A 23880-nucleotide genomic window follows, 5' to 3' on the forward strand; every position below is an offset into this window, starting at 1 on the left:
TTGCTGTTTTGATCGTCGAGCGTCACGTCGAGCGTCACGCCCGGGGTCAGCGTCGGGGTGTCGTTCGTGCCGGTGATCGTGACCGTCAGGGTCGCGGTCGACGTGCCGCCTTCACCGTCGGAAACGGTGTAGGTGATCGACGACGTCGCGGTTTGATCAACGCCCAGGGAATTGAACGCGGAACCCGGGTTGAACGTGTAGGAGCCGTCGGCGTTCAGCGTGAACGTGCCGCCGTTGGAACCGGTGATGGCGGTGCCGACGTTGGCGGCGTTGCCGTTGACTTGCGAGACGGTCAGGGTATCGCCATCCGGATCGGTATCGTTGGTCAGTACGCCGTTGGCGGCGTCGACAGACAACGATGCGCCCTGCTCCGTATCGCCTTCGTCGTTGACCGCGGTCGGTGCCGGGTTCTTGACGTCCCACGAGAAATCTTGCGTGACCGAAGCACCGCTCTTGTCGGTAGCCGTAATCGTGACGGAGTAGACACCATCCGTACCACCTTGCGAGGCCGAGCGATCCAGCGTGCCGGTGATGATGCCGGTGGCAGGATCAATCGTCAGTCCAGGCGGCAGGCCGGTAGCGGAGTACGTCAGCACATCGCCCGAGTCCACGTCGGTGAACTGGCCGGAGATATCGACCGGGGTGATGGCTTGGCCGTCGTTGCTGTTTTGATCGTCGAGGGTGACGCCCGGGGTCAGCGTCGGCGTGTCGTTCGTACCGGTGATCGTGACCGTCAAGGTCGCGGTCGACGTGCCGCCTTCGCCGTCGGAGACGGTGTAGGTGATCGACGACGTCGCGGTTTGATCAACGCCCAGGGAATTGAACGCGGAACCCGGGTTGAACGTGTAGGAGCCGTCGGCGTTCAGCGTGAACGTGCCGCCGTTAGAACCGGTGATGGCGGTGCCGACGTTGGCGGCGTTGCCGTTCACTTGCGAGACGGTCAGCGTGTCGCCGTCCGGATCGGTGTCGTTGGTCAATACGCCATTAGCGGCGTCAACGTTCAGCGATGCACCCTGCTCCGTATCGCCTTCGTCGTTGACGGCGGTCGGAGCCGGGTTCTTGACGTCCCACGAGAAGTCTTGCGTGACCGAAGCACCGCTCTTGTCGGTAGCCGTAATCGTGACGGAGTAGACACCATCCGTACCGCCTTGCGACGCCGAGCGGTCCAGCGTGCCGGTGATGATGCCGGTGGCAGGATCAATCGTCAGTCCAGGCGGCAGGCCGGTAGCGGAGTACGTCAGCACATCGCCGGTATCCACGTCGGTGAACTGGCCGGAGATATCGACCGGGGTAATGGCTTGGCCGTCGTTGCTGTTTTGATCGTCAAGGGTGACGCCCGGGGTCAGCGTCGGCGTGTCGTTCGTGCCGGTGATCGTGATGGTCAGGGTCGCCGTCGACGTGCCGCCTTCGCCGTCAGAGACGGTGTAGGTGATCGACGACGTTGCAGTTTGATCAACGCCCAGCGAGTTGAACGCGGAACCCGGGTTGAACGTGTAGGAGCCGTCGGCGTTCAGCGTGAACGTGCCGCCGTTGGAACCGGTGATGGCGGTGCCGACGTTGGCGACGTTGCCGTTGACTTGCGAGACGGTCAGGGTATCGCCATCCGGATCGGTATCGTTGGTCAGTACGCCGTTGGCGGCGTCGACGTTCAGCGATGCACCTTGGTTCGTATCGCCTTCGTCGTTGACGGCGGTCGGAGCCGGGTTCTTGACGTCCCACGAGAAATCTTGCGTAACCGAAGCGCCAGCCTTGTCAGTGGCGGTGATGGTGACGGTGTACACGCCGTCGGTGCCACCTTGCGAGGCCGAGCGGTCCAGCGTGCCGGTGATGATGCCGGTGGCAGGGTCGATGGTCAGGCCGGGCGGCAGGCCCGTGGCGGAGTACGTCAGCACGTCGCCGGTGTCCACGTCGGTGAACTGGCCGGAGATATCGACCGGCGTAATCGCTTGGCCGTCGTTGCTGTTCTGGTCGTCGAGCGTGACGCCCGGGGTCAGCGTGGGGGTGTCGTTCGTGCCGGTGATCGTGACGGTCAGCGTCGCCGTCGAGGTGCCGCCTTCACCGTCGGAAACGGTGTAGGTAATCGAAGACGTTGCGGTTTGATCAACGCCCAGGGAATTGAACGCGGAACCCGGGTTGAACGTGTAGGAGCCGTCGGCGTTCAGCGTGAACGTGCCGCCGTTGGAACCGGTGATGGCCGTGCCGACATTCGCGGCGTTGCCGTTGACTTGCGAGACCGTCAGCGTGTCGCCGTCCGGATCGGTGTCGTTGGTCAGTACGCCGTTTGCGGCGTCAACGTTCAGCGATGCACCTTGGTCGGTATCGCCTTCGTCGTTGACGGCGGTCGGAGCCGGGTTCTTGACGTCCCACGAGAAGTCTTGCGTGACGGATGCGCCAGCCTTGTCGGTGGCGGTGATGGTGACGCTATACACGCCATCCGTACCACCTTGCGAAGCCGAGCGGTCCAGCGTGCCGGTGATGATGCCGGTGGCGGGATCGATGCTCAGTCCAGGCGGCAGGCCCGTTGCCGAGTACGTCAGCACGTCCCCAGAATCCACATCCGTGAATTGGCCAGAGATATCAACCGGCGCAATCGCCTGGCCGTCGTCGCTGTTTTGATCGTCGAGCGTGACACCCGGCGTCAACGTCGGCGTGTCGTTCGTACCAGTGATGGTGATCGTCAGCGTCGCCGTGTCCGTCGCGCCTTGCGCGTCGGACACCGTGTAGGTGATCGACGTGGTGGTCGTCTGGCCGACGCCCAGCGAATTGAATGCACCGCCCGGATTGAAGGTGTACGTTCCGTCCGCATTCAGCGTGAAGGTGCCGCCGTTGGAACCTGCCACGGCCGCGCCTACGCCCGCCGCGTTGCCGTTGACGTGCGACACGCTCAGCGCGTCGCCGTCGGGGTCAACGTCATTGCCCAGCACGCCTTCGGTGCGGTGGTCGACAACCAGCACGTTGTCTTGCGACGTGGCGCCGTTGTCATCGGTGGCGATCGGCTCGGGGTTGCCCACCTTCCACAGGAAGGTCTGCGTCACCGATGCGCCCGACTTGTCGGTGGCGGTGACGGTGATCAGGTACTCGCCCTTCACGCCGGTGTTGGTGTGGTCCGACGCCCAGTTCGCGAACGTGCCGGTAAACGTGCCGGTTGCCGTGTCGAACGTCAGGCCGCCGGGGATGTGGTCGACCGAATACGTCAGGACGTCGCCCGTGTCGATATCGCTGAATGCGCCCGCGACGCTGACCGTCACGGTGTCGCCGTCCATGTTGTCGCGGTTGTCCAGCGCGATGGCCGTGGGCGCGTCGTTGGTGCCGGTGATTTCAACCGTCAGCGTTGCCGAGCTGAAGCCGCCCTCGCCGTCCGAGACCGTGTACGTGATCGAGGACGTGGTCGTTTGGCCGGCGGCCAGCGAGTTGAACGCGGAACCCGGATTGAAGGTGTAGGAACCGTCGGCGTTCAGCGTGAACGTGCCACCGTTGGAGCCGGCGATGGCGGCGCCGACATTGGCGGCGTTGCCGTTCACTTGCGACACCGTCAGGGTGTCGCCGTCGGGGTCGGTGTCGTTCGTCAGCACGCCATTCGCCGCATCAACCGTCAGCGTGACGCCTTGGTCGGTGCCGCCTTCGTCGTTGACGGCGGTCGGCGCCGGGTTATTGACGTCCCACGCGAAGTCTTGCGTGACCGAGGCGCCGCTCTTGTCGGTGGCGGTGATGGTCACGATGTACAAGCCATCCGTACCGCCTTGCGACGCCGAGCGGTCCAGCGTGCCGGTGATGATGCCGGTGGCCGGATCAATGGTCAGCCCGGGCGGCAGGCCCGAGGCCGAATACGTCAGCACGTCGCCATTGTCCACGTCGGTGAACTGGCCGGAGATGTCGACCGGGGTAATCGCCTGGCCGTCGTTGCTGTTCTGGTTGGCAAGGATGACGTCGGGAATCAGCGTCGGCGCGTCGTTGGTGCCGGTGATCGTGACCGTCAGCGTGGCGGTCGACGTGCCGCCCTCACCGTCCGAAACGGTGTAGGTCAGCGACGAGGTCGCGCTTTGGCCAGCTGCGAGCGAATTGAAGGCCGAGCCCGGGTTGAAGGTGTACGAACCATCGGCGTTCAGCGTGAAGGTGCCGCCGCCGGAACCGGCCACCGCCGTGCCGACGTTGGCGGCGTTGCCGTTCACTTGCGAGACCGTCAGCGTGTCGCCGTCCGGGTCCGTGTCGTTGGCCAGCACGCCATTTTGTGCATTGACGTTCAGCGTGACGTCTTCGTCCGTGCTGCCCGTGTCATTCACGGCCGTGGGTGCGGGGTTGGTCACGTCCCACTCGAACGCCTGCGAGGTGCTTGCGCCAGCGGGGTCCGTGGCGGTGACGGTGACCGTGTAGACGCCGTTGGCGCCGCCTTGCGATGCAGAATGGTCGATCGTGCCGGTGATGATGCCGGTGTTGGGATCGATGCTCAGGCCCGGCGGCAGGCCGGTGGCGGAATAGGTCAGCTTGTCGCTGGTGTCGATGTCAGAGAAGTTGCTCGACACATCAACGCTGATGCCCGTCTGCGCGTCCACGCCCGACACGTCGGAGATGGCGGTAGAAACCGGACCATCGTTGGTGCCGGTAATCGTCACGACCAGCGTGGCCGTGGACGTCGCGCCGCTGGGGTCGGTGATCGTGTAGGAGATCGTGCTGGTGGCGGTTTCACCGGCGGCAAGCGACACGTACTGGTTGCCCGGCGTGAACACATAGCTGCCGTCGGGCAGCACGGTGAACGTGCCGCCGTTGGAGCCAGTCACGGTGACACCGGCCGGCGTCATCGCGCGGCCGCTGACCGACACGATCGCCAGCGGGTCGCCATCGGGGTCCGTGTCGTTGGACAGCAAATTGCCGCGCACTTCGGCGCTTTGCTCACCGCGGCCCGCGTCGTCCAACGCAACCGGCGCATTGTTCAGCGTCGGCGTCGCGGCGGCGTCGCCGTCGCCGGTCGCGCCTGCGCCCGACACGCGATTCAGCGTATCGTCGCCGCGCGCCGGGTTGGGATACGCCAGATCCAGCGGCGTGGTGGTTTCCAGGATGCGGGCCAGGCGCACGAAGCTGCTGCCGCCGGCATCGCCGCCGCCCGCCACGATGGCAGCGGTGGGGTCCAGGTCATCGAACGGGTCGCGGCCAGCTTGCAGCGCGGCCAGCAGGCGATCCGAATCCGTGCCCGAAGGCGGTGTCACGGCGGCTTCGGACGGGTCGGCAAGCGGGCCGCCCATGTCGGGGCTGATAGCGACTTCACGGCCTTCGCCGATCACGATCGGCATGCCGTTTTCAACTTGAAGCGAAACCGTTGCGCCCGACGCCGTGACGACGTCGCTGCCGGCCGGAACCTTGCTGCCTTGGTGAAGTTCAGTCAGAGAGCCATCGCTATTGCGAATCCAGGCACGACCGGTGATTTCGTTGACGACAGCGGGAGAAGTATTGGCCATAACGATTCCATTTCAGGAGGTTATCGAAGATGACCGGATACTACCTAGGCTCGCAGGAATGCGATATTGTCCGTAAGGACAATGTCAGCTGATTGCCCTTGCGCGGGGCGTCGGACGTGCAGAAATTCCATGCACCAACAGCGCAAGCTGCAAGCGGTCCGAGACCTTGAGCTTGTCGAAGGCCGACGAAAGATGCGCCTTCACCGTGCGCTCGGTGATGCCGAGTTGATCGGCGATTTGCGCGTTCGCTTGCCCGCTCGCGGCGCATTCAGCAACGGTGACTTCGCGGTCGGTCAAGAGGCCGCCGTCCCACGCTTCGGACTCTTCGCCATGCTCGGACACCATCTTGAGCAGACGGGTCACTAACGAGCGGCCCATCCAGATGCCGTCGGACGCCACCACCTCAAGCGTTTGCGCCAGAGACGTCACCGGCGCATGGCTGTGCCGGTAGCCATGCGCCCCGGCCGCCAACACGCGTGTGCCCTCTTCATCGCTGGGATGCGGGCTGGCGACCACCAGCCGCAGCCCCGTCATCGTGGCGCTCCACGCGGGCGCGTTCCAGGGCGGGAGGCCAGGCACACCCGTGTCCAACACGACAAGTGAGCGGCCCTGTTCGCGCCAGCCTTGCAAATCCGACAGCGCAGCCCCGCGCACCGGCAGCCAGCGCGCAGCGTCAAGCGCGCTCCAGTGGCGCCAGAGCAGATCGTCATGCGTGATCAACAAGACGGGAGTGGGCTTCATCAGTGCGTCCTGCTCGGTTGCGTGTTCATCGGGCACGCGACAACGCGGCCGGCGAGGCTTCGCTGGTTTGCATACGCACCGGAGCCAGACGCGCCTCGTCGGGCACCGTCGAGTTGCACTGCTTGATCACTTCGTCAGCCACCACCATTTGGCCGTTTTCTTCAGGCATTTCATTGCGCGCCGGTTGCAGCGACAACGCGGGCAACAGCGCATGCGACAGCGCCAGCCAGCGGTACTGCGCAAGCTTCAGGTCGTACAGCCCATTGGTCAGCGCGCGGCGCGATTCGAACAATTCGTTTTCGGTGTCCAGCAAGTCCAGCAGCGAACGCTGGCCGATCTGGAATTGCTGGCGATAGGCGTCGCGCACTTTGGTGGTGGCCAGTTCGTGGTCACGCAGGAACGGCAGCTTCTGGCTCAGGCTCTGGATGTTGTTCCAGGCCACGGCCAGGTCTTGCTGCACGTTGCGGCAGGTGTAGTCGCGAATGTCGCGCGCGGCGTAAGACTGCGCGGTCGTTTGACGAATGCGCGCGGCATCGGCGCCCCCGCGGTACAGGTTGTAGTTCGCCACCACCTGCACGCTGGTGCTCTGGATGTCGCGGTTTTGCGGCGTGGGGTCGTTCTGATCGCGGCCAGTAGAAGCCACGAATTCAAACTTCGGCGAGTACGCGCCCTTGGACGACGCCACGCCTGCTTCGGCCGCTTGCAGGCCCGCTTGCTTGGACAGGAAGCTGGGGTTGCGGCGCAGCGATTCGTTGAAGCTGCCCGGTTTAACCGGAAGCTTGTCGCCGACGTCGGGCGGCGGCTGCATGGCGTCTGGCGGGAAGGCGCCGGTGACGCGCTGAAAGCGCTGCTGCACGTCCAGCAGGTTGGCGGTTTCCGTCATCAGGTTGGTCTGCGCCAGCGACAAACGGCCGCCCGCCTGTTCCAGATCAACCCGGCGGCCAACGCCCGATTCGGTGCGCTCGCCAATCTGCTTGAGCGTTTCTTCGTGCAGGGAATAGTTCTGGCGGGCCAGCAGTTCCATGTCGCGATAGCGTTGCAGGTCGATATAGGCCTGCACAGCGGCAAACGCGGTGCTGTCGCTGGTGGCCAGCACGTCATAGAAACGCGCAAGCTTGTCGAAACCGGCTTGCTTGACGTCGTTATTGGTGCGGAAGCCGTCAAAAATCAGCTGGCGCAGTTCGACGTTGTAGCCCGGGCGGCTCCAGTTCTGCGAGCCCACACCCGGCACGTTGCTGCGGTATTCGCGGCCGACGTAACCCTGGGCATTGATCTGCGGAAAGAAGGCGGCGCGCGCCACGGCCTGCCCTTCCAGCGACGCTTGAAAGTCGTGGTACTTGGCTTGGATTTCGGGATTGCTAAGCAGCGTCTGCTCAACGATCTGGTTCAGGGTGATCGCCGGCTGGGCGCCGGGCGCCGCAGGGGGCACAGGGGCTTGTGCAAATGCGGTGGGAGCCATGACCAAGGCAAACACCGAAACCGAACGTCTGAGCAAAGGCGAATTCATATTAAGTATGCGCAAGTAAACCAAATGAAATGGTGGAAATTACGCGCACCCAGCCCATGCAAACAGAACCCAAAAATGCCCGGCCCTACCCGCCTTCAGAACGCTGACTTTGTCGCGCAATAATGCTTAACATCGCTGATCAGGACGGGATTGTACGTGGCATTAATTGCTAATACTAATAATTCGTTTTATTTCCCATTATTGCCGAACATGCTTGCGAATATTATTAATTGATTATCTATTCTTCGCTTTAATATCAGTCTTCTAGAAACCCCAACGTACGCAACTCGGCGATGGCGCCGCGCTCTTCTTCGCGCCGGGCTTTGGGCGCCGCCAGCGACACGGTCAGCAACCGCGTGGAATCGCTGGACGCATCGAAGCTCTGCAAGACGCTGTGAGCCAGGGGAAAAGCTTGCGCAAAGCCAGGTTCCAGCGCGTGATGACCCGCGTAGCGCCCCCCCTTATCAACGATCACCTGCGTCTGCGGGTCGCGCTTGATCAAATGCAATGGCACGCCTTCGCAGCGCAGCCCAAGCAGCTTGGCTTCGCTGATATCCAGCGCCCAATCCGTCTGCGCGTAAAACGCCGCGCGCGCCGTCTCGAAACGTTCAAGCAGGCCCACGTCCTTGCAGAACGCAGTGGGCGCCAGATTCAGATTGAGCTTGCCGATTTTGCCGACGAGTTTGACGCGGCGAAAGAACCCGGCCCACACCAGCAGGATAGGGTTGGTGGATAGTTCTTCCACCACCACATCCTCGAAGATGCACGGCATGATCTCCGAATTAACAGCACGGCATTTCGAGATCCGCACGCCCTGCACGCGCGACATATTTTCGGGAATCTTCACCATCGACAATCCACAATTGTCGAACGTGCAGTCATGCAAATTCAGATCGTGAAAATGGGATCTGCCTTTGTCGAACGCCATCTCGAACGTCGCGCCATTAATGCAATCCATAACTCTCCGATTGACGTAGTGGGCTGGATGGGCGCTCGCGCCGCGCTTATTGCGGGCGCGCCGCCGACATGGCCTTCAATTGCGCGCAGGTCTTTTCCTTATCGGCGGCACTGAGCGAAGCCAGTTGACCCTTGGCCGCGGTGTAGGACTGCGAGAAAGTGGAATCGAAATCGGCGGCGGCCATGCCTTGAGCGCTTGTCGCTGCCCTCTGCTGCTGCTTCATCTGCTCAAGCTGCGCGGCCGTATAAGCGTTGCAGTACTCGGCGGCGGCGTGCATCTGGCCGCTTAGCGCCGCCATGTTCGGCATTTGACCCGGCATCTGACCCGGCGTCGCCTGCTGGGCCACGGCAGCGCCGCCACTCAAGGTCAGCGCGGCCGCAAGCAGAACGGCCTGACGGCGATGCAAAACAATGGCGCAAGCTTGCTTGAGAATTTGCAATTTAAGCTCCAACACAAAAAGGGGATGGGGTTTGCGCCACGGCATGTGACGATCAAAGCGGGAGCAATATGCCTTAAGCCGTGTAATGGGTTTATGAGCCGATGCAACAGTGTGTATCACCCACCGCGATCACGTCGTTGCCGCAATATTCGAGCGCCGCAAGCGCCCACGCAACGTCTCTTCCAACTTACCTAGACCGACATCGCCGCAACCCACCAGCGTGAGCTCTTGTAGTTGAGACAGATCCCCCAACACGTCAATGTCGGCAATTCGCTTGCAGTACTGAATGTTCAGCTTCTCCAAATTCGATAGCGCGGCAATGGGACGAATCGTGTGCAATATTCCTTGGTTCTTCACCTGCAGCGACCGCAATCCGCCAAGCTGTTCTATACCTGCCAGGGTGTCCAAGGTACGGCCGTTAACCAAGCCAAGCGCCACCAGCTGCAATCGCGCAAGACGATCGAACACTGACGCATCGACCGGCACGTTCCACAGGTTCAGTTCCTTAAGCGGCAGTTGCAATGCCCGATCCAACATGACGCCGCGCCGATCCGGAACCGCCGTTAGCGACATCAATGCCGGAAAATCTTCCGGTTCAAATCGCAACGCCGCCCCCACGGTCAGGGACTCCAGCCTGGGCATCGCGCCGCCCTTCCACGTGTAAGTGTTTTGACTGGGATGCAGGGAAAGGTGGCGCAGGCTGTCGGGAAACATGTCCGCGCGCAAGCCCGTCATGACACTGGGGTCGATGGCGCCCGGCCCCATGGATAAATCCACCAAGGATGGCAGCCGCGCGATGAGTGCGGGCATTTCGGTCAACGGATCGCCGTGCGGCGCCCAGACATGCACGGATTCAATCTGAGCCAGCGTGGCCGCATCCGGCGGCGCGTCGTAAAACACCACGGGTTTGTTCGGCACCTGCAATTGCGCACCCTGACGGCTATGCATCAACCCCCAGGTTTGATCGCGGCCGGGCTGCGGCGTCGAAAACGGGACGAATGACATGCGGCTTTCCGGTGAATGTTGGAGCACCAGTTTACGTTCATGTTCGACACATTCTTAGGCGCCCGATGTATGTCATTTAGTTACCGAGCGGTCCCCCATTTAACCGACTTTCTATAGAATGCTGCCGGTGCCGCCACCAGGAGATCTTCATGACACATCCCCGTCTTGCAATACTTGCTGCCGCCGCCCTGCTGTCGGGTTGCGTGGCCGGCCCTCGTCCCGCCACACTTTCCCCGGAACTGCAAAAAGCGTTGGATACGCCTCTGTATTGCAACGAGGCATCCGAGTGCAAACTGGTTTGGGAACGCGGCATTTACTACGTGGCGAATAATTCCCGGTGGCGCGTCATGGCCGAAACCTCGAACCTGATCGAGACCGAGTATCCGGACAAAGGGTATTACGGGCTGGCGTATCGCATCACCCGCGAGCCGATGGGCAATGGCCGGTATCGCATCTCGACCCAAGCCTGGTGCGGTTTGAAGGATTGGCAATGCAAGCCGCATGCCGATGAAGGTGTGGCGCGCGCCAAGTACTACATGATGACCGGCCAATCGCAGGACAAGGCGCGGTAATCAGCATGAAGCGGGGCCACCACGTGGCCCCGTCAATAGCCTAGCCCGGTATCAATGACCCGTTGAATCGCCCTGACGGCTGGCTTCAAACAGGAACCACGTGCGCCGTTCGGTTTCGTCGATCCAGTTTTCGATCAGGCTGGAACTGGCGATGTCGCGGTGCTCGTCGGTAATGTTGTGGGCCTCGCGTAGCGCGGCCGCCAGCATTTTGTTGTCTTCGCGCAGCTCGGCCAGCATATCCAGCGGCTGGACGTAATCGGCGTCATTGTCAGACACCCGCTGCATGCGCGAGATATGCCCGATCGACCGTAGCGTGGTGCCACCAATCTTGCGGATGCGTTCGGCAAGGGGATCGGTCATGGCGAACAGCTGGTCGCCTTGCTCATCCAGCAGCAAGTGGTAGTCACGGAAATGCGGCCCGCTGACGTGCCAATGGAAGTTCTTGGTTTTCAGATACAGCGCGAACACGTCTGCCAACAGTTGGTTCAGCGCGGCTGAGATATCGCGGGTGGCGGCCGCCGCCAGATCGGTGGGCGTCGCCAGCGGCAGCTTGCGCCGCTCTTTCAGCGTCTTGGTGGTTTTCTCATTCAGTTTCTTGGCCATGGCAGTCCAGATGAGTTCCAGGAAATCTGATGCTACTGCAAACTACCGGCCGCCATGAGTGGTACTAGACGCTTGATTTGAAAGCGAACTTTGCCAAAGTGACGCCCATGCCGGGTGCGCCTGTGGTCCATCACGCAGGCCGATAAACACGATGCCCGGCGATGGAAGGTCATCGGGCGGCGTCGATTGCGTGTCGAAGCGCACGCGGCGGCCCGCCCATTGCACCAGCACCCACCCGTGGCGATCCGTCCTGACCCAGCCCTTTGCCCGCAACAACTGCCTGGGCATGGCCCGTAGCCGGCCCGCCAGTTGATCGGCATTCAGCACCGCCGGGGCCTCCCAGAACCAGCTTTGGAAGGGATGGTCGGGCGCGGCCTGATGGAGGTCGCCATGGACCCCGCCATAGCCTGCGTCGTGACCTGCGCCATGCCCCCCACAATGCCCCCCGCCGTGGCCGCAGTTCGCCTTCGCACAATCATGGGACGCATGCCCTGCGGGTATTGCCTCACCCGACAAGCCCCGCAAGTCCACGCGCCCTTCCCGCGTTTCGACCATGGCCGCGCCACGCGTTTCGTCTTTCAGCCACTGCCTCACCTGCCCCAGCGCGTCGGGCGTCACCAGATCAGTCTTGTTCAGCACCAGCAGATCCGCCGCCTGCAACTGCCGCGCGACGGTGTCGCTTAGCAAGGGGTCAGAAGCCAATGCGCGCACGTTCGCCGCATCCACCAGCACCACCACGCCTTCCAGTTGCAGCAGCGGGTCGCACATGCCGACCTGCGCGATGCGGGACGGGTCCGACACGCCGCTAGCCTCGATCACGATCCATTCTGGCAAGGGGTCCAGCGCCAGCACGCGCGCCAGGGCGTCGTCCAGACCGCCCGCCATCGAGCAGCAGACGCAGCCGTTGGCCAGCCGGATCACTTCATCCGCGCGCCCGGCAAGCAGCCCGGCGTCGATGTCGATAGGGCCGAAGTCGTTGACCAACACCGCGGCACGGCGGCGGCTATTACGCAGGACGTGATTCAGCAACGTCGTCTTGCCCGCCCCCAGAAAGCCGCCCACCACCGTCAGCGGAATGCGCGCTGCATGGGAAGCCGCCATGTCAGGCTCCTTCCAACGACAGCGGGCGGCCGCCCACCACCGTGCCCAGCACGGCGACGTCTTTCAGGCGTTCGGCAGGCACCGTGGCGGGGTCGTCTCCCAACACGCAGAAATCCGCATACTTGCCCACTTCAATGGAACCGACCAGATGGTCCATATGCAAGGTGTAGGCCGCGCCCAAGGTGACGGCGTGCAGCGCCGCATCCACGCTGATGCGCTCAGACTCGCCAAGAATTCGGCCCGAGGCAGTTTGACGATTGACGGCGCACCACGCGGTGAACAAGGGCCCAAGCGGCGTGATCGGCGCGTCTGAATGGATGGAAAACGGCACGCCGGCCCGCGCCGCCGACGCACACGCGTCCATGCGGTTTGCGCGGTCAGGCCCCATCGTCAGCGCATAGTGCGCATCGCCCCAGTAGTACAGATGGTTGGCGAACAAATTGGCGCACATACCCAAGCTGGCCATGCGCCGGAACTGGGCGGCGTCGGCCATCTGGCAATGCTGCAAGGTGTGGCGGTGGTCACGGCGCGGGGTGCGGCGCAGGGCCAGGTCTACCGCTTCGATGGCGCGCTGCGTGGCTTCGTCGCCGTTGGTGTGGATGTGCAATTGCACGCCTGCATCGTGATAGGCCTGCACGGTGGCATCCAGCTCGGCGGGCGCAATCACCCAGATGCCATTGGGCGCGCCGTTGTAGTAACCGGGCCAACGCACCCGCGCGGTGAACCCCTGGATGGACCCATCCACCACCAGTTTGACCATGCCCAGGTGCAGCTTGTCGTGGTTCAAGCGCTTGGCGGCCGACAGCTTTTCCAGGCACTTCGCGGGGTCGCCGGCATACGTCAACGCCGACGCGGCGGGCACGATGCGCACCGGATAGTCGGCCTCGGCAGTGATGCGCGCCAGCGTCGCCAGACCGTCATCGCCCAGCTCATTGAGCAGATCCGTCGCGGTGGTCACGCCCGCCCACTGCGCCACCTTGCCGAACATGCGCAGCCCGTCTTCCGACAGCCCTACGGTACGGAACGGGCTGCCGATCAGCCGCATCACCGGGAACATGGCCGCAAATTCACAGAGCTCGCCACTGGGGCGGCCATCTTCCATGCGGGTCACGCCTTCGATGTCAGTGTCGCGGTCGATACCCGCGCGGGCCAACATCGGCGAATTCACGTTCATCAAATGCATGCTGGCATGCATGACGACAATCGGCCGCGTGTTCGATACCGCATCCAAGTCCTGGACGCGCATGCGCTGGCCATCGAAGAAGATGGGGTCAAAACCCCAGCCGATCAACGTTTCGCCCGCAGGCAGATTGCGTTCGGCTTCGCGCAAGCGGCCCGCTACCGCGTCAAAGCTTTTCAGGCCACTCCATAACCGGCCATCGGGCCCACGGCGGTCGTAGAAGCCCACGTAGACGAACTTCCACATCCCGCCTTCCGGCAGGTGGCAATGCCCTTCGACCAGGCCGGGCATCAGAACCTTGTCCGCGTACCGGTCGTCAACCTCCGACGGCCCCCATCCGGCTAAGTCTTCTTTACTGCCCACGCCCAGGATGCGGCCGTCTTTCACCGCCACATGCGTTGCGCGCGGCTGCGCCGGGTTCATGGTCAGGATGCTGCGGGCGGCGTAGATCGTCACCTTGGCATTGCTGGGATGGCCTACGTTCATGCCTTCGTGCCGGGTCATCGATGCTTCCTTCTGACGGTTGGATTCAGCCGGCAAGCGGCGCCACCAGGGCGCCGTCGCGGACTTCGACAAAATGGCAGGCCACACGGTGGCCCGATACGACTTCGCGCAATGCCGGTTCGTGCGTGGAACAGACGGCTTGCGCGGCGGGGCATCGTCCGGCAAAGCGGCAACCGGGCGGCGGGTTGACCGGGCTGGGGGGATCGCCCATCAGCCGCACGCGGCGGGCGGCCGATTCGCGCCCGCCCTTGACGGTGGGCACCGCTGACATCAGCGCCACGCTGTAGGGATGCAGCGGGCGCGTGAAGAAGGCCTGGCGCGAGGCTTGCTCGATGATCTTGCCCAGGTACATCACGGCGATGTCGTCGCAGATGTGTTCCACCACCGCCATGTCGTGCGAAATGAACAGGAATGACTGGTTCTGCTCACGCTGGATACGGCGCAGCAGGTTCAGGATCTGCGCGCGAATGGCGATGTCGAGTGCGGACACGGGTTCGTCGCACACGATCAGGTCGGGCGCACTGGCAAGCGCCCGCGCCACGTTCAGCCGCTGCCGCTGGCCGCCAGAAAACTGATGCGGAAACAACTGGCGCTGTTCGGGCCGCAAGCCCACCAATTCAAACAAGCTGGCCACGCGCGCTGCGCGTCCGCCAGGCGGGTCGATATGCATCAGGTCCAGTGGCGCCCGCACGATATCCTCGGCACGCTGGCGCGGGTTCAACGACGAATACGGGTCCTGGAACACCAATTGCAAACGGCGGCGCATCTGCCGCATCGACGATGCGCCCAACGCGGTCAAGTCGGTGCCGTCGAAATGGATGGAGCCTGATGTGGGGTCTGCCAGGCGCAGCACGGACAGCGCCGTGGTGGTCTTGCCGGAGCCGGACTCGCCCACGATGGCCAGCGTGCGTCCGCGGGCCAGATCGAACGACACGCCATCAACCGCCTTGACCACAACGGGCTTGCCGTCGCGGCCCCGGCCGCCTACTGGAAAATGCACGGCCAGGTTGCGCACGGACAGTAATGCGGGAACATTCGGCTGCGCCATCATGAAGCCTCCTGGTAAAGCCAACAGGCCACGTCTTGGCCTTGCGCCACAGACGTCAAGGGCGGAAACTCGCTGCGGCAGCGTGCAAGCGACTGCCCGCAACGATCCAGAAAAGGGCAACCCACGCCGCGATCCCACACGGATGGCACCACGCCGGGAATCTCGGGCAAGTCCGGGCGCACGTCGTCGGGTTCGCGGTCCAGCTCGGGCAGACAGGCGATCAAGCCTTGCGTATACGGGTGGCTGGGTTGCGTCAGAATCTGCCGCACACCGCCCTGCTCCACCACGCGCCCGCCGTACATCACGACAACACGGTCGGCCATTTCCGACACCGCGCCCATATCGTGAGTGATCAACAGCATGGCGGTGCCACGCCGCGCCTGCTGGTCGCGAAGCAGATCGAAAATCTGCGCCTGCACGGTGACATCCAGCGCGGTGGTCGGTTCATCGGCAATCAGCACGTCGGGGTCGCAGGCCAGCGCGATGGCGATCATTACCCGCTGCCGCATGCCGCCAGACATCTGATGCGGGTAGTCATCCACCCGCCGCTCCGGCACGGGAATGCCCACCGACTTCAGCATGCCAATAGCGCGTGTGCGGGCCTCGGCCTTGCTCAGCCCCTGATGCAGCCGCAGCGGCTCGGCAATCTGGTCGCCCACCGTATAGACCGGGTTCAGCGCGGTCATGGGTTCCTGGAAAATCATCGAGATCTTGTTGCCCCGCACCCGCCGCATGGCTTCGTCATCGTGCAAGGCCAGATCCGCACCCGATAAGCGCACGCGGCCGGCGCCGATGCGGCCCAGCTCCGGGATCAAGCGCATGATGGCCAAGGCGGTCATGCTTTTTCCGCAGCCAGACTCGCCTACCAGGCACAGGGTTTCGCCGGCGCGCAATTCGAAGCTGACCTGGCTCAAGACCTCTGCCACGCGTCCACGCGAACGGAACTCCAGGCTTAGCGACTCCACCTCCAGCACGGGGCCGCCCTTGTGCACGCCCCTTTGCTCCCCCCTGTCCGCTTCCGGTATTGCCTCCATGCGCGCGTTCATGACCGGCCTCGCGACTTGGGATTCAATGCGTCATTCAAGCCATCGCCAATCAGGCTCACGGCCAGCACCGTCAGAAAGATGGCCGCGCCGGGCAATGTCACCGCCCACCACGCCGTCAGGATGTACGGGCGGTTGCTGCCAATCATCAGCCCCCAGCTCATGATGTTCGGGTCGCCCAGCCCCAAAAACGACAAGCCCGCTTCGAAGAGGATGGCGGTGCCGATGGCGAGCGTGGCCGAGACGATCAGCGGCGCCAGCGCATTGGGCAAAATCACGCGCCAGATGATGCGCGCATCGCCCGCCCCAATGACGCGTTCGGCCAGAACGTATTCGCGGCGCTTCAAGCGCAGAAATTCTCCGCGCGCCAGCCGCGCGGTGCCCGTCCAACTGACCACGCCAATCGCCACCGCAATGGTCGCCAGCGACGGCGAGAACAGCGTGACCAAGACCATCGCGAAGAGCAAGGTGGGCAGGACCTGAAAGAACTCGGTGATGCGCATCAGGGTCTCGTCCACCCAGCCGCCGTAGTAGCCGGCCAACGCACCCACCGTCAGGCCAATGGCCATCGACAGCACCGCGGCCACCACGCCCACCAGCAACGTTGCGCGGCCGCCGTAGACCATGCCGGTCAACACATCGCGGCCCAGGTAGTCGGTGCCTAGCAGCATTTCACCACCGGGCGGCTCCATCGGTGCGCTGGCGATTTCAAACGGGTCTGCCTGCATCAGCATCGGGCCAAAGATCGTCACCGCCAGAATGACCGTCAGCAGCAGCACGCCAATGATCGCCGACGGATTGCGCGCAAACACGCGCAGGGCCTCATAGGACTGCCGGGCCGGCGCGCGGGATGGCGCGGGGGCAACAGCAAGGGGAATCGCGGAAGGCGCTTGGCTCATGATGTCTTGATCCTCGGGTCGATCAGCCGGTAGGCCAGATCCGTTAGCTGATTCATCACCACGACCAGCAGCGAGGCGAACAGCAGGATGCCCAGCAACGTCGGGTAGTCGCGCCTGAGCACGGAATCAAACGCCAGCCGGCCCAACCCCGGCCAGTTGAAAACCGTCTCCACCAGGATCGCGCCAGCCAGCACGTTGCCAAATTGCAGGCCTAGCATCGTCACGACCGGCAACACCCCGTTGCGCAAGGCGTGCTTGTACAGCACGATGCGCTCGGGCAGCCCCTTGGCGCGGGCCGTGCGGATGTAGTCAGCGGACAGGGCTTCCATGACGCTGGCGCGCGCCAGCCGGCTGTATTGCGCCAGGTACACAAACGCCAGCGTGAACGCCGGCAGCGCCAGATGGTGCAACACGTCCACCACGCCCGCCCATCCGTCTTGCGGCCCGCCGGCCGACCGCATGTCGGACACCGGAAAGACCGGCAGCACGGACGCAAACAGGATGATCAGGATGATGCCCGTCCAGAACACCGGCGCGGAATAGCCCACCACCGACAGCAGCGTGATGCCTTGCGACAGCGGCCCGTTCGGCTTCCTGGCGGCCAGCGTGCCCAGCAACGTGCCGACGATGAATGCGCTGAGCACAGAGGTCACGACCAATAGCAGCGTGGCCGGCACGCGTTCCCAGATCAGCTGCGCAACCGGCACGTTGAAGAAGTACGAATAGCCCAGATCGCCGCGCAACACCTGCGACAGATACAGGCCCAACTGCACCAGAAACGGCTTGTCCAGCCCGTACTGCGTGCGCAGCTGCGCGCGCAGGTCTTCGCTGATGCCGCCCATCGAACCTGCAATGGTCTCAACAGGATCGCCCGGTGAAATATGGATCAGCAGAAAATTCAGCGTCACCACGGCCAGCAGCAAGATGGCCGCATAGGCAAACCGGCGAAAAATAAATCGCAACATGGCGGCCCCGTCCTACTGAAGGTAGACGTCGTCCAGGGGCGACAACATGCCCCAGATCCCCTCGGGCATGCCGTGCACCTTCTTCGACATCAGCGTGTGATACGGAATGACCGTCAGAAAATCGATCGGCACGTCTTCCGTTACCAGGCGCTGGAACTCCGCGTACAGCGCGCGGCGCTTTTCCACATCGGTCTCCGTGCCCGCCTGCTCCAGCAGCGCGTCGACTTTCGGGTTGGCGTAGGACTGGGTGTTGGTCCAGATGATGTCGCGGATGTTGCTCGACAAGTACGTGCGGTGCACGCCAATGACGGGGTCGCCCCAGTTGAAAACAATGTCCGTCGTCATGTCGAAATCGTGGCTGGCGATGCGCTTGGCCCAGGTGGGAAAGTCGGGCGAGGCGCGAACCTGCACCGCGATGCCCACCTTCTTTAACTGGCTGCGCAAGTATTCCGCCACGTTCTTGCCCTGCACGTCAGAACCCGGCATGTAGTCCACCGTCAGCGTCAGGCGCTCGCCCTTGGCGTCCTTTTTGAAGCCGGCCTCTTCCAGCAGTTGTTCGGATTTCTTCAAATCCAGCGGATAACGCGTGACGTCGGGCGTGGCGAAGGGGCTGGTGCCAACAATCGGGCCGTCGGCGGGCTTGGCAAAGCCCGCGTTAAGCGCCTTGGTGATGAAGCCCTTGTCGGTGGCATGCGCAATGGCCTGCCGCACGCGCACATCGTTCAGGGGTTTGCGCGCCGTATTGAAGGCCAGCCAGCTCAGCGCACCAATTCCTTCGTAGCCACGGCTGGTCATGACGATGGCGGGGTTGTCTTTTGCGCGCCGCAAAATGGTGGGTTCGGTCATGAACGGCAAGGCCGCAATGTCACCGCGTTCCAACCCGATCAGCAGGTTTGTTGCATCAGGATTGATCTTCACGACAACCCGGTCCAGGTAGGGCTTTCCGGGCAAGAAGAATTTATCAAAGCGCTCCAGCACGATCTCCTGGCCGGGCTTGAATTCCTTGAACTTGAACGGGCCTGAGCCCACCACATCCGCCGAGTTTCGAGGATGCGTCTTCAAGTCCTGCCCATCGTCGTAGATGTGTTTGGGCAGCACCGGCATCAATGCGGGCGACAAAGCCAGCAGAATCGCCGGGTGCGGCTGGCTCATGCGCAGCACGGCGGTGTAGGCGTCAGGCGTATCTACCGCTTGCACCGGCGCAAGCATGGTCTGAAACGGGTGGTTCTTCTTTACCGCCATCACCGAGAACGCCACGTCGGCGGACGTCACGGGTTTGCCGTCGTGAAATACGGCGTCTTTGCGCAGGTGCAGCGTCAGGGATTTGCCGTCGGGCGCCAACTCCCACGATTCCGCCAGATAGGGTTGCGGCTTCCAGTCCGCGTCGTAGCGCAAGGGGCTGGCGAACAATTGCGCGCTGGGCAACGCGGTGGCGGTGCCCGACTGCACCGCGCCGTTCAGGTGCCGGGGCACTTGTGTCGACCCCACCACCAATGTGCCGCCGGGTTTGGGTGTTTGCGCAGCGGCGGCGCCTGCCGCCGTCGCCAACACCATCAGAATCGTGGCCAAGCCTTGTCGAGCGCTGCGCATGATTTGCCCCTTGATGTGTTGCGATCAGCCATTCATTGGATGGCTTAGGTCGAAGGGTAGCGACCCGATGAAGCAAGCCTTAGTACCAGACCACCGGAATCACTGGTACCAGGCTGCTCATCATTGCTTCACTGCGCAGCGCAACAAGAAACGCGGCGCTTACTGCGGTTCAATCTTTGCGTCGACGGCACGCTGCGTCCAGATCTGGCGCTGCGCCTGGGCGAACGACTGATGTTCGGCCACCGTGTTGGGCGACACCTGCATGCCCAGCGATTCGAAGCGCTGCAACACGTCAGGTTCGCGCAGAATCGCCGCAACTTCCGTGTTGAGCTTCTGCACGATGGCGTCCGGCGTCTTGGCCGGCGCGGCAACGCCCACCCACACCACCAGGTCAAAATTCTTGTAGCCCAGCTCGGCAAGGGTCGGCACGCTTGGGAATGCCTTGGCGCGCTCATGACCGGTGTACGCCAGCCCGCGCAACTTGCCGCTTTGCATGAACGAGGTCACCACAGACAGGTCGGCGAAAAGATAATCGACGTGGCCGCCCAGCAGATCCGTCACGGCCGGCGGCTGGCTCTTGTAGGGCACGCCGTTGGCGGCGGCGCCGGCAACCGTGTTGAACGTGGCGCCGGCAATCTGGCTGGTGGGCGAGCCGTAGGCGTAGTTCAAGGGCTTGGCCTGCGTGGCCTTGACCAGTTCCGGCAGCGTCTTGTAGGGCGCATCATCGCGCACCACCAGCATCATCGGAATGGTGGCGATGCGCACGATATGGATGAAGTCGCCCGTAGGGTCGAACGGCAGCTTGCGAAACAAGGCGGGCGTGGCCGAGTGCGTCGAGCTGCTGGTAAGAATCAGCGTGTAGCCGTCGGGCTGCGCCCGTGCGGTGAACGACGAGCCGATCGTGCCGGAGGCGCCCGGCTTGTTCTCGATCACCACCGGCACGTTCATGCGCGGGCCCAGCTTTTCCGCAATGATGCGCGCGCTGGTGTCAGTGGCGCTGCCCGGCGAGAACGGCACGACGATGGTGATGGGCTTGTCGGGATACGACGATTGCGCTTGCGCGGCGGCCCAGGGCAGCACGCCGCCCAGTGCACCCAACGCGCCAAGAACAGTGAAGGTGCTGGCTGCCAGCAGGCGGCGGCGCGGTGCACCGAACGGTCGAGTCATGCTTGTCTCCTGTTGGGGCCGCGGGTCGGCCCTCTTGAATGCATGCCCGTATGATGCTCGCGCTGCGCTTATCCCAACAAGGGACTAATTTTCATAGACTTATTCCAATCAAGGATTAATGCTCGGCGCTCTGCCGTTGGCGCAGATAGTCTTCCGTGCGCGCTAGAAAGGCCGACGCGGCCAACGACAAACGCGCGTTGCGGCGCTGGATAAGCCAAAGTTCATGCCCATGCTTGCGAGCGCCATCAATGGCCAGAATGCGCAAACCCAGCTGCCGCGCCAGGTCGCACGCATAGCCCGGCACCACTGTGATGCCCAGCCCCGCACCCACCAGCTTCAGCACCGAGATCAGCATGCCGGCCTCGATGCGATACCGGAATTCCAGGTTCAGGTCAGCCGCCACCCGGTCCAGGCTGCGCCGCACACTGTAGACGTTGCGCAGCATGATGTGGTCGTGCGCGGCCACATCCGCCCACGTCACCGCACGCTTGCGGGTCAGCGCGTGGCGTGGCGCGCACACGGCGTACATGGTGTCGCGATAGATCACCCGAGTGGTCAGCTCTTCCGAAGGCGTCTCCAGCGACACGATGCCAAAGTCTGCACGCCCGTTGCGCACGTGTTCGATGGTGTCGTCGGTAGAGAGCTCAAAGAGGTCCAGCTTCACGCTGGGATGAGCGCGGTGGTAGTCCGCCACCACCTCACCCAGCAGGCCGGCCATCATGAGCGGGGACGTGGCCACGCCCACGGTGCCGCGTTCCAGCGTGCGCAGGCCCGCCATGCTGCGCTCGGCGGCGCGCACGGTGCCCAGAATCTCTTGCGCATAGGCATAGAAATCTGCCGCGCCGTCGCACGGCGTGACGCTGCGTGTCGAACGCTCGAACAACGGCTGGCCAACTTCGGCTTCCAGTTCGGCGCACAGTTTGCTGACCGCCGACTGCGTCACGAAGGCCGCCCGCGCGGCCGCCGTGAAGCTGCGCAGTTCGTACAGCGCGCAGAAGACGCGCAATTGCTTAAGAGTGATGTTCATGGTCGAAGTCGCCGCGGGGCGCCGCCGGCCATGCCGGCCTTAGCGCGCAGGCACGAGCATATCGCGATCGGCGTCCTGGCGCGGGGCTTGCCGGCTGATTTCACCTGGCGTACGCGAGAAGCGCACGGGGATACCGCAAGCCATCAACGGCCCTTCGCTGGGATGGTCCACGCGCTGGAAAAATCCGGTCGCCTGCAAGTGCGGGTCGTCAAACAGGGCTTCGGGCGTATTGACGCGCGAATGCGGAATATCGGCATCCGCCAGCAGCGCCAGCCACTGGCCGGTACTTTGCAACGCAACGATGTCAGCCAAATCCTGATAGAGCGCGTCGAAATGGCGCGCGCGCGACGCGGCGTCGGCATAGCGCGCATCCGCCGCCAGATCGGGGCGCTGGGCCAGCGCGAAGAAACGCCGCCATTGGGCGTCGGTATACGGCAGCAGCGCCAGGTAGCCATCCTGCGTGCGGTAGGGCCGGCGCTGTGGCGACAGCACGCGGCTGTAGCCCATGGGGCCAAGCGGCGGAACAAAGCTGTGGCCGCTCAGGTGCTCGACCAGCGTGAACGACACCAGCGTTTCAAACATGGGGACCTCGATGGCCTGCCCCTGCCCCGAACGCTCTCGCTCGTACAACGCCATCGGGATGGCGTAAGCCAGCGTCAGCCCCGCCACCTTGTCGGCAAGAATGGTGTTCACATACGCGGGCGCGCCGCTGTTGCGGCCTTGCAGATCCGCCAGCCCGCTCATGGCCTGGATGATGTCGTCGAACGCGGGGCGCGCGGCGTATGGCCCGTTCTGGCCAAACCCTACCGCTGAACAATGGATCAGACGGGCGTTGCGTGCGCACAGCGAGTCCGCGTCCAGCCCCAACCGCGCCAGCGCTGCCGGACGCACGTTCGATACAAAGACATCGGCGTCATCGATCAGGCGCAGCAGCGTTTCGCGATCGGCCGGCGTCTTGGCGTCCAGCGTCACGCTGTATTTGTTGCGATTCAGGTTGAGATAGGCGGGCCCCATCCCGGCATGCGCGGCCGGGGCCGACGTGCGAAACACGTCGCCCTCGGGCGCCTCGACCTTGATGACCTCGGCCCCCATGTCGGCCAAAATCTGCGTGGCGTACGGCCCCATCGCCACAGAGGTCATGTCGATGATGCGCACGCCCTGGAGCGGACCTGCCATTACTTGGGCTCCCCGTGCTGCTTGCGCGTCAGGAAAGGCTCCATGTAGCGGCGCGGCTCGTCGGTGGTGAAGGCGTCGCCGAAGGCGTCCACGCTGCGGTCCAGCCCGGCTTCGATGGTTGATTCGCTCCAGTAGCGCAGCAGCGCCTTTTGCGAACGCACCGCGCGCGGCCCGCTGGCCGCAATCGGCGCCACCGTGCGTTCCACTAGCGCATCCAGTTCGCCCGTCTCGCAAACGAATTCCAGGAAGCCCCATTGCTTTGCCTGGGCCGCATCCACCGTCTCGCCGGTGAGCAGCAGCCAATTGGTCGGGCCAGGTCCGATCAGCGCCGGCAACAGCACGGCGTGAATCACCGACGGAATGCCGACGCGCACTTCCGGCATGCCAAACACGGCGTCCGCCGACGCCAGCCGGATGTCGCAAGCCGCCGCTAGCTCCATGCCCGCGCCCAGACAAAAGCCCGGCAGACGCGCAATGGTGGGAACCGGAATGGCGGCCACGGCCTCGCAAAGATCGCGCAACCGCGTGATGAAGGCGCGCGCGCCCTGGGGATCAAGCTCGGCCATCTCATAGATATTGGCGCCGCCCACAAAAGCCCTGTCGCCCGAACCCCGGATGACCACGGCGCGGGCGTCCTCTTGCGCTGCGATCCAGCGCGCCGCGTCGATCAAACTGAGTGTGACCGCCGACGCCAGAATGTTCAGGCTCTTGGCGTCGTGAATCTGCAAGGTATAGACGCCACGCTCATCGCGCGTGACGCGAGCGTGAGAAAAAGAAGGAATGGGCGCAGTCATGGAAGCTCCAGCTTGAGGTGTGACTACCGATGCTAATGGCGAGGTTTGATCACAACAAACAAGTAATTTTCATGGAATAAGTCTGGAATGGAATAAATGGGGGCTTTGAGC

The 23880-nt window shown here is 63.5% G+C and carries 19 protein-coding genes; 1 reads left to right on the top strand and 18 read right to left on the bottom strand.

Annotated elements, in window-relative coordinates:
- From AC1DB0_RS10570 to AC1DB0_RS10595, 6 genes are all read right to left on the bottom strand, one after another.
- On the bottom strand, positions 1-5450 hold a 5450-nt coding region (locus AC1DB0_RS10570; protein ID WP_476758656.1), incomplete at its 3' end, for a retention module-containing protein.
- Positions 5451-5534: 84 nt separating this feature from the next.
- Positions 5535-6191 carry a response regulator transcription factor gene (locus AC1DB0_RS10575; protein WP_447981522.1) on the bottom strand — a complete coding sequence of 219 codons (657 nt, stop codon included), beginning with the start codon at positions 6189-6191 and terminating at the stop codon, positions 5535-5537.
- 25 nt (positions 6192-6216) lie between these two features.
- Positions 6217-7650 carry a TolC family outer membrane protein gene (locus AC1DB0_RS10580; protein ID WP_425286173.1) on the bottom strand — a complete coding sequence of 478 codons (1434 nt, stop codon included), beginning with the start codon at positions 7648-7650 and terminating at the stop codon, positions 6217-6219.
- A 304-nt stretch (positions 7651-7954) separates the two neighbouring features.
- Complete coding sequence (locus AC1DB0_RS10585; RefSeq protein ID WP_476756859.1) at positions 7955-8470, bottom strand: hypothetical protein; 516 nt, start codon at positions 8468-8470, stop codon at positions 7955-7957.
- A 232-nt stretch (positions 8471-8702) separates the two neighbouring features.
- Complete coding sequence (locus AC1DB0_RS10590) at positions 8703-9095, bottom strand: hypothetical protein (protein ID WP_254600386.1); 393 nt, start codon at positions 9093-9095, stop codon at positions 8703-8705.
- A 129-nt stretch (positions 9096-9224) separates the two neighbouring features.
- Entirely contained in the window at positions 9225-10100 is an 876-nt protein-coding gene (locus AC1DB0_RS10595) for a leucine-rich repeat domain-containing protein (RefSeq protein ID WP_476756860.1), read from the bottom strand.
- Between the two features lie 149 nt (positions 10101-10249).
- Here AC1DB0_RS10595 and AC1DB0_RS10600 point away from each other — a divergent pair, with 149 nt between their 5' ends.
- Positions 10250-10672: a hypothetical protein gene (locus tag AC1DB0_RS10600; protein WP_156336804.1), complete on the top strand. Its 423-nt coding sequence runs from the start codon at positions 10250-10252 to the stop codon at positions 10670-10672.
- Between the two features lie 51 nt (positions 10673-10723).
- Here the strand turns inward: AC1DB0_RS10600 and AC1DB0_RS10605 are convergent, their stop codons facing one another.
- The 12 genes from AC1DB0_RS10605 to AC1DB0_RS10660 all read right to left on the bottom strand — a co-directional run bounded on the left by AC1DB0_RS10605 (position 10724) and on the right by AC1DB0_RS10660 (position 23769).
- Positions 10724-11275 carry a Dps family protein gene (locus tag AC1DB0_RS10605; RefSeq protein ID WP_054425669.1) on the bottom strand — a complete coding sequence of 184 codons (552 nt, stop codon included), beginning with the start codon at positions 11273-11275 and terminating at the stop codon, positions 10724-10726.
- 42 nt (positions 11276-11317) lie between these two features.
- Positions 11318-12376 (bottom strand): CobW family GTP-binding protein, encoded by a 1059-nt coding sequence (locus tag AC1DB0_RS10610; protein ID WP_476756861.1) that lies wholly within the window; start codon positions 12374-12376, stop codon positions 11318-11320.
- Between the two features lies 1 nt (position 12377).
- Positions 12378-14060, bottom strand: coding sequence for an amidohydrolase (locus AC1DB0_RS10615; protein WP_476756862.1), 1683 nt, complete (start codon positions 14058-14060; stop codon positions 12378-12380).
- Positions 14061-14085: 25 nt separating this feature from the next.
- Entirely contained in the window at positions 14086-15111 is a 1026-nt protein-coding gene (locus AC1DB0_RS10620; protein WP_175168492.1) for an ABC transporter ATP-binding protein, read from the bottom strand.
- A complete protein-coding gene (locus AC1DB0_RS10625; RefSeq protein ID WP_054426334.1) occupies positions 15108-16142 on the bottom strand; it encodes an ABC transporter ATP-binding protein in 1035 nt (344 codons plus the stop codon). Before AC1DB0_RS10625 ends, AC1DB0_RS10620 begins: the two co-directional genes overlap by 4 nt.
- Before the next feature lie 8 nt (positions 16143-16150).
- On the bottom strand, positions 16151-17050 hold the full coding sequence (locus tag AC1DB0_RS10630; RefSeq protein ID WP_054425677.1) for an ABC transporter permease: 900 nt from the start codon (positions 17048-17050) through the stop codon (positions 16151-16153).
- A complete protein-coding gene (locus AC1DB0_RS10635; protein WP_054425679.1) occupies positions 17047-18015 on the bottom strand; it encodes an ABC transporter permease in 969 nt (322 codons plus the stop codon). The genes AC1DB0_RS10630 and AC1DB0_RS10635 overlap by 4 nt, the downstream gene beginning before the upstream one ends.
- A 12-nt stretch (positions 18016-18027) precedes the next feature.
- Entirely contained in the window at positions 18028-19605 is a 1578-nt protein-coding gene (locus tag AC1DB0_RS10640) for an ABC transporter substrate-binding protein (protein ID WP_175168491.1), read from the bottom strand.
- Positions 19606-19764: 159 nt separating this feature from the next.
- The gene (locus tag AC1DB0_RS10645) at positions 19765-20772 is read right to left on the bottom strand and encodes a Bug family tripartite tricarboxylate transporter substrate binding protein (protein WP_476756863.1); all 1008 of its coding nucleotides are present in this window, start codon (positions 20770-20772) and stop codon (positions 19765-19767) included.
- 115 nt (positions 20773-20887) lie between these two features.
- On the bottom strand, positions 20888-21799 hold the full coding sequence (locus AC1DB0_RS10650; protein WP_054425683.1) for a LysR family transcriptional regulator: 912 nt from the start codon (positions 21797-21799) through the stop codon (positions 20888-20890).
- 39 nt (positions 21800-21838) lie between these two features.
- Entirely contained in the window at positions 21839-22975 is a 1137-nt protein-coding gene (locus AC1DB0_RS10655) for a CaiB/BaiF CoA transferase family protein (RefSeq protein WP_476756865.1), read from the bottom strand.
- The gene (locus AC1DB0_RS10660; RefSeq protein WP_054425687.1) at positions 22975-23769 is read right to left on the bottom strand and encodes an enoyl-CoA hydratase; all 795 of its coding nucleotides are present in this window, start codon (positions 23767-23769) and stop codon (positions 22975-22977) included. Before AC1DB0_RS10660 ends, AC1DB0_RS10655 begins: the two co-directional genes overlap by 1 nt.
- Positions 23770-23880 lie beyond the last annotated feature (111 nt).

The organism is Achromobacter sp. 10T422 (assembly GCF_056394065.1).